The sequence below is a fragment of the Verrucomicrobiota bacterium genome, assembly GCA_037139415.1.
Lineage (GTDB): Bacteria > Verrucomicrobiota > Verrucomicrobiia > Limisphaerales > Fontisphaeraceae > JBAXGN01.
Genome location: JBAXGN010000286.1, coordinates 1 through 6,784, shown reverse-complemented (window position 1 = coordinate 6,784; position 6,784 = coordinate 1). Strand labels below are relative to the sequence as shown.

8 protein-coding genes are annotated in these 6,784 nt (G+C 54.8%); 5 read left to right on the top strand and 3 right to left on the bottom strand.

Features of this window, described 5'->3' with window-relative positions:
* Window positions 1-59: 59 nt before the first annotated feature.
* From WCO56_28275 to WCO56_28260, 4 genes are read left to right on the top strand one after another with little or no spacing between them, the layout of a single operon-like run.
* Window positions 60-575 carry a DnaT-like ssDNA-binding protein gene (locus WCO56_28275; GenBank protein ID MEI7733501.1) on the top strand — a complete coding sequence of 172 codons (516 nt, stop codon included), beginning with the start codon at window positions 60-62 and terminating at the stop codon, window positions 573-575.
* Window positions 576-593: 18 nt separating this feature from the next.
* A complete protein-coding gene (locus tag WCO56_28270; protein ID MEI7733500.1) occupies window positions 594-914 on the top strand; it encodes a hypothetical protein in 321 nt (106 codons plus the stop codon).
* Window positions 911-1,222 (top strand): hypothetical protein, encoded by a 312-nt coding sequence (locus tag WCO56_28265; protein ID MEI7733499.1) that lies wholly within the window; start codon window positions 911-913, stop codon window positions 1,220-1,222. Before WCO56_28270 ends, WCO56_28265 begins: the two co-directional genes overlap by 4 nt.
* Window positions 1,223-1,247: 25 nt before the next feature.
* Window positions 1,248-1,586: a hypothetical protein gene (locus WCO56_28260; GenBank protein ID MEI7733498.1), complete on the top strand. Its 339-nt coding sequence runs from the start codon at window positions 1,248-1,250 to the stop codon at window positions 1,584-1,586.
* On the opposite strand, the gene WCO56_28255 is transcribed toward WCO56_28260, so the two are convergent.
* The 3 genes from WCO56_28255 to WCO56_28245 all read right to left on the bottom strand — a co-directional run bounded on the left by WCO56_28255 (window position 1,583) and on the right by WCO56_28245 (window position 4,780).
* On the bottom strand, window positions 1,583-2,641 hold the full coding sequence (locus tag WCO56_28255; protein ID MEI7733497.1) for a tyrosine-type recombinase/integrase: 1,059 nt from the start codon (window positions 2,639-2,641) through the stop codon (window positions 1,583-1,585). The genes WCO56_28260 and WCO56_28255 overlap by 4 nt on opposite strands.
* 483 nt (window positions 2,642-3,124) lie before the next feature.
* The gene (locus WCO56_28250; protein ID MEI7733496.1) at window positions 3,125-4,153 is read right to left on the bottom strand and encodes a nucleotidyl transferase AbiEii/AbiGii toxin family protein; all 1,029 of its coding nucleotides are present in this window, start codon (window positions 4,151-4,153) and stop codon (window positions 3,125-3,127) included.
* 3 nt (window positions 4,154-4,156) lie between these two features.
* The gene (locus WCO56_28245) at window positions 4,157-4,780 is read right to left on the bottom strand and encodes a DUF6088 family protein (protein ID MEI7733495.1); all 624 of its coding nucleotides are present in this window, start codon (window positions 4,778-4,780) and stop codon (window positions 4,157-4,159) included.
* 894 nt (window positions 4,781-5,674) lie between these two features.
* On the opposite strand from WCO56_28245, the gene WCO56_28240 reads away from it, so the two are divergent.
* Window positions 5,675-6,748 carry a patatin-like phospholipase family protein gene (locus WCO56_28240; protein ID MEI7733494.1) on the top strand — a complete coding sequence of 358 codons (1,074 nt, stop codon included), beginning with the start codon at window positions 5,675-5,677 and terminating at the stop codon, window positions 6,746-6,748.
* Window positions 6,749-6,784 lie beyond the last annotated feature (36 nt).

Sequence of the window (6,784 nt, the reverse complement as noted above, 5' to 3'; positions counted from 1 at the left end):
AAAGTTACGCAATTTTTTGCGCGAACGCAACATTTATCTTTACGAAGTCAAACTAACCTATGGCCTTAACCTTAACCAAAGAGGACGGCACGGGGAAAGCCGACGCGAACGCTTACGCGGACGTGGCCGATGGGGATGCGTATTTCGAGGGGCATCTGTATGCGACGTTGTGGACAGCGGCGACCGCAGACCAGAAGGCCGCTGCGCTGGTGATGGCGACACGGTTGATTGATGCCGAGATGCAGTTTTACGGGCTCAAGGCGGTGAGCGGCCAGGCGTTGCAATGGCCACGATTGAATTGCCCGGATCCAGATGGGGATGCGGAGAGCCTGGGGGTGGTGAAAAACAGTGTGGTGCCGCCGCCGGTGATCTGTGCCACGTGTGAAATGGCTCAGGAGTTGATGCTGGTGGATCGGACGGCGGCACCGCCTGGTGAAGGCATCCTAACGCAGCACAACACGGATTACAGCGAGCGACGTATTCCAAGACGGACACGCGCGCGGTGCTTTCGCGGGTCGCCAAGGCCATGCTGGCGAAGTTTGGTTATCCGACTGGCAAGGGTGCGAGCGTGGTGAAATTGGTGAGGGTTTAACATGACTAACTCTATGAATGAACTCGTGCAATTGACGAACCAAGCGGCCACGCAAAATGACCGGTGGTTGTTCGTGGCCAGCCTGGTGGTGTTCGGCATTTTCGCGGCGAGCGTGATGCGGTACTTCGTGCACCAGCATGAGCGGCTGATTGAGGATCACAAGCAGGCTCGGGACACATACCAGGAGAGTTTGCGCGGCATGGTGGCCGAACAGAGCATGGCGAACGGTAAGCTGATCACGTGCCTGGAAAGTAACACGCGGGTTTTGGAGGAGTGCCGGGATGAGCTGCGGCATTCGCGAATGGAAAGGAGCAAAGCATGAAACGAATGATTGGAATAACGGCGGCTGCGGCGCTAATGCTGGCAGTCGGTTGCGCACGGTTCAGCACCACCCAAACGGATTTGAGTTATGAGAATGGACAGCCGGGCAGGGAGATCACCACGCACGCCACGGCCTCGACGTTCTTCGCGGGCAAGTCGGGACTGGCGAGCTGGAAGGCCAGCCAGACCGACAAGACCCAAGGGGCCAGTGTTGGGAACCTCGAACTCGAAGCCAACGCCCGGACCAACCTGAATGCCCTGGTGGAATCGGTGGTGGGCGCGGCGATCAAAGCGGCGGTGAGGCCGTAACGGTTTGGATAACACTTTTTGAATTATGAGGGATGATCAACATCGTTTTCTGACGCTACTGGGGCAACTGCCTGCGCGTCTCACGGCGGAGCAAGCGGCCTGGGTGCTGAATTGCCAGCCGCATGATATTCCAATCCTGGTTGCCGCGCGGCTGTTGAAACCGCTGGGGAATCCGCCGCCCAACGGCATCAAGTTTTTCGGCACGAGCGACGTGCTTGAACTCACCAAAGACCGGGCGTGGCTGGTGAAGGTGACCAACGCGGTCAACCAGCACTGGCAGCGGCAGAATGCGCGACGGCAAGGCCGTTCTGCAATCATTTCGCAGAACGGCCTGTCTCCCGCCGTGGATTTGGCGGCGAACTAGCTGGCGCACGCTATAGGCAACGGGAGCGGCACGATCGCGGAAGCGTCTGCCGCTCGTTTTTCGTACGCTTCCAGCGTTGAGATCGTCACCTGGGCTTTCTTGGCATAGGCGCGGTGTACGGCTCTGGACTGGTGCCCCAGCGCCTCTTGGGCGAATCGTTCGGGATAGCCGCAAGACCGGGCGCGCTCGGCCCAGGCGTAGCGGTAACTGTGGAGGGTGATTCCGGAGATCTTCAGACGCCGGCAGCATCGGCTAAACTCCGTGGCGCGGTGCGCCTCGCGCATGGGCTTGAGATTGGGGAAGAGCGGGCCAGTGCGAGGCAGGGCGAGCAACACCCGCTCCAATTCCTCGCCAAAACGGATGATCGAGGCCGTACCCGTTTTATTGCGCATGAAGCTGACCACTTTGGCCTGCCAGTCAATATCCTCTGCTGTGAGGTTGGCCACGTCCGACTGGGCACCACCCAGATGCCAACAGAGTTCGTAGAATGCCCGGCGTTCGGGATTATGCTCCGCCGTGACAATGGCCTGATGCTCCTGCGTTGTGATGGCCCGTTTCTCCTTGAAGTGAATCTGCGGCCAACGCTTTTTCGGCAGCACAGGCCACGGCAGCCAACTCATGTCCAGGGCGAAGTTGTGGATGCGGCGCAGGAAGACGTTGGTGGCCACTGAGCCGGCATGGAGCACTTTGAGAAAGTGCGTGGCGTTGGTTTCGAGGATGGGCAGGTCGCGGATGAGGTCGAACGCTTTATCCTTCATGGCCCGCTCGTGGCGGATGCGGGTGGGACCGGTTTTGGTCTTGGTCATTTCATCCATGGGCAACTGCCAGGTGCGGGTGGCCACGTTGGGATCGGATGCGGCCAAGTAGGCCCGCGCGATCTGGAGGTTGAGCACGGGTTGCCGAAAGGATTCGTTTCGCGCATGCAGGAGGGTATTCGCTTCCGCCTCGTCTTTGGTGCGCAAGCTGGATTGCTTGCCGGTCGTGGTGTCCTCGCAATAATAAACCCCCGCGCGACGGAACAGGATGAACCGCTGATTCATAGTAATGCCTTTCATTCAATGAATCGTAAAGCAGCCCGGCACTATCGCGTTAGCTCGTAGTGGGCGAGTTTCAGTGAAGTTCGGTCGAATTGTGGCGAGTAGTTTTAGCACTCGTCGGTTTACTGACACTTTCACTGACAGTGGCTCTTCCGACCGACTTAACTCCTTATCACTATAACAGTTATAGCTGGAGGCGAGGGTCGGAATCGTCCGAAAATAGGCCAACCAACGCGTATAAATTAGCCTGTTTCTACGAAGTATTCAACACTTTTGTGTCACTATTTTTCACCCTGTTTCACTATGGTTTGTTAGCCATTTTGTTAGCCATTTTTTGGCCTAAAAAAGTCGAATCCCAACTCTCGCCTCGATTTTGGCCTGAAAAGGTCCGGATGCCAACTCTCGCCTCGATTTTGGCCTGAAAAGGTCCGGATGCCAACTCTCGCCTCGAATGGTAGGGCGCCAAAGCTACGACCTCCACCCCATCGCGGCTGTCGTTGCTCAGGCCGGTGGCGGGAGTTGGTTGAAGTGCTGCTGGAATTCTCCGACGACACGCAGGATCTCGTCGAAATCGGGGATAGCGCCAAAGAACATTGCCTCCGCCATGGCGACATAGTCCTGTTTCCAGAAGGCGAGTTGTTCTGGCGGGGGCACGAGGCGTAGCGAACCAGGACGGAGCGATTCTTGCGCCTCCTTCTTTTTCCGGAAAAAGACCGCGCGATGTGTGGCTACTCGGTCGAAAAGGCCGCGATCGGTCGCAGCGCGGTGACCCACTCCGGCTTGAATGAGGCGATACAGATCGTAGTAGTGGCGTGCTAACCTTGCTTTGGGTCCAGTGCCGCTACGATAGGTTTCTTCGTGGAGCAACATGGCTTTTTCCCAAAACGTGCGTTCTGGGGCTACCGTGCGGACGGTGAACTTGCCGTCACCAAGGACGTGCGGCAGTGCTTCGCAGAGGTAGGGCTGGATTTGTGGCTGCGCGACCGGCTCGGTATCGGAACGAGCACCGAGTTCAATTTTGACAACTGGCCGCAGATAGCGGCTGTCGGAAAAAATGGCAGGATACCGAAAAAGTAGCGTTTGGGCGTCCTTGTCGTCCGGATCATGCTCAAGGGTCCACGTGGAATCAGCCAGGCCACGATGAAACCGGGCGCGCAATTCCGGAGTGAGGAGGGTGCGAATGTGGTTTTGGCAGGCAGAACGCAGGGCTTCCAGCCGACGGTCGCGTTCCTTGTTGCTGATGCCGAGGTGCTGGGGAGCCTGCTCGCCTCCGAAGCCGAGCGCGTCACGGTCAATGACCACATCAATATCCTCAGAGAAGCGTTGAATGAGTTTCCAACCTTTTGACAGCGAGGTGCCGCCCTTGAAGGTAAGAAGCGAACCGGATTGCGGTAGAGCAAAAAGTTCGCGCAATGTCCAGCAAACCCAAAAGTCTTTCTCAATACTTTCGGCCGGGAGTCCCAACCTTGATTGTGCTTCTTCGCAAAAGCGGCGGCGACGAGCGAGGGGTGCCCGGAGGTATGAGTCCATGATTCAAGTTTTGGTTTCGTCCGTAACCAGGCGCCGAAAGATTTCGGCAATCCAAGCTGGCGGGTAGTGGATATCCTTGAGGAGTTGTTTTTGATCGGCAACGGTGAGGCGACGGCGCAGGGTAGCCAACATGTCATCCGTGAAGTGTCGTTGTCCTAAATGCTGCAACGCCTGAGTAATCAGACCGCTGATTTTTCCAGCCATGGCCATGTTTCGCGGGGTGGTAGGCTTCAGCAGGATTTGGAGATTGCCCACTTTGACCTTGCGTCTGGAACCATCCGTTGCGAAGACGACCCGCATGGGAACTTGGTCCGAAAGCCCAAGGAGATTGGCAGCGTAAGCACCAGACGGTTGAATACGCACGGCGTCGCGACCCTTGATGGCATCAGCGATAGCGTCAACTGAAGGAGACAGCACGCCCAGCTGAGGGTCTTTACGCGGATAATCGTAAAGTCCACGGGCGAGTTGGCGGATGGTTCCAGCCTTGGTGTGGCGCGCGAGCGCATTATGGATGGCGTCTGGGGAACCGAGGTCCTGAAAGGTTGCTGGATAAAACACCACCCCCATACCAAAACCATAAATTCTGGCAAGTATCCTACTATCAACAGATTGAGCGTGCTTTCCCATACTATTTTTGGCGGTAATTTAACGTATTATTTCCGCCAAGACAAATGCAAAATGTTGTCCTGCGTTCATTCTCCAGTCTGCTCTGCGGGCAGTCTGGTGGCTGGGCATGAAGAACGGAAGACGCCAATGTGAGGGTGAAACCTGCGCAGACACCCCCTTACCGGGTATGCCACTGCCACTGATCAAAGAGGATGAAACTGGTTTTCGTGGGTTCGAATTTTCCTCTCTCCGTCACTTGTTTTACCGAGGTTTTTCCTACATCAGTGTGCTGAGTGTGCCCTAGCTACTTATTTTCCAAGGGCTGCTTTATCTTCAAAAATAACCAAAAAAGTATTCAAAACCGGCATCGGAGATGACGAAAGCGGCGTTTTGATTGGAACCAATGGAAAATACGGTCGGTTCAACCAGGACTCTGGTGGCGCGCAAAACCTACAGCCAGCCGATGAAGCTACCAATGGAGGTCAGTCAGCCACAGGTTGGAAAACCGATACTTGGAGACGTAAACACAGTCGTGGCAATTCCGCTGAAGATGCCGATCGGCGCTGCGCCAATGCACTTCCTTTTATGCTAAAATAATCTTGTAGAACCCTTTGCACATGTACTAACGTCCTTACCGTCGGTGATGTTGGGAGTTTGAAGCAAAGTGGTATCTAATTTTCTGCCAATGAAGCAGATGGACACTTCAGTGTTTCATGATATTGCTGGATATGTTCCGCCAGCCAAGGAGTGGGATTGCCTGAATTACACACACGAAGACGTAGTGCTCACAAGGCTTTCATGGATTCGGGCTTTCACTCATTTCCTGTGGTCAACCCTCAACACCGTTGCCTCAAGACCAAATGGCGACGCAATAGATCGAACTGCCGATTGTTTTAACCAGTAATCCAATATTTTATGGGAAACTCCAATCCTAACTTTAGTCTGGATATAGACACAGCCAAACAGGAGCTGGATAACTATTACAAGCAGCCCTTTCCCAAGGATTTCTTCTTCCGAGATCCCCCACCGGCGGATAATAAAACATTCGAGTTAGGGCTCTGTTTTGCGGGTTCGGTCAGTGCAGGTGCCTATATCGCCGGGGTTGCCGATTTTTTATTGGAGGCGCTGGATGCCTGGGAAAAAGCTAAAACCGATGCTCCTCTCACAGTTCCTGATCACAAGGTTCGCCTGTGCGCCATGTCTGGCGCTTCCGGCGGCGGGATGACGGCGTTGATTCTTGGGGCCGCCATGAATCGTGCAATTGTTCCCGCGCGATCAGGAAACAGCCCCTCTTTTTCGGAAAATCCTCTTTATGGAACGTGGGTTAAGGGCATCGACATTTGTAATTTCCTGACAACCGATGATTTACAAGCTGAAGATGCCAAAGTTCAAACTTTGCTAAATTCCAGACGCATCACAGAATTGGGGCATGAGGCCTTGGCCGCTTCCAATTCTCCTAAGATCAGGCCTTATCTCGCGGACGTCGTTCACATCGCCGTGACCATCGCTAATCTCAAAGGCGTGCCATACCAGTTCTATCTTAATGGTGGCACCCCGGATGGATATACGGCGATAAAACATGAAGATGTGGTGCGATTTGCCATCCGTCACGGTGGCAATGCGTACACTTTCCTTCCTCCGCTACCCAATGAAAGCCTGATTGATCTTGCGCTTCGTCCGGCTTCGGCTGGCAATGCAAATGGCTGGCCGAAGGAGTGGATGCTCATGGCACAGGCAGCCATGGCAACCGGCGCTTTTCCGATTGGTTTACTCCCGCGCGATGTGGTGCGCCCATGGAATTGTTGCGACCCGCTAATTCTCCCGATGGAGAAAGGCAAAACCGGCAAGGTTGCCATTTTACACTCTACTCTAAGCACTCCTCCAGGTGGTTTGGATTCGAGTCTATGCGTGGACGGCGGAACCTTTAACAACGAACCATTTGAATTGGCTCGCACGTACTTGGCGGGACTCCTAGTATTACTATGTTAAGTTAAACCTTGTCTTTTTCGAGCCATTCCGCGAGAC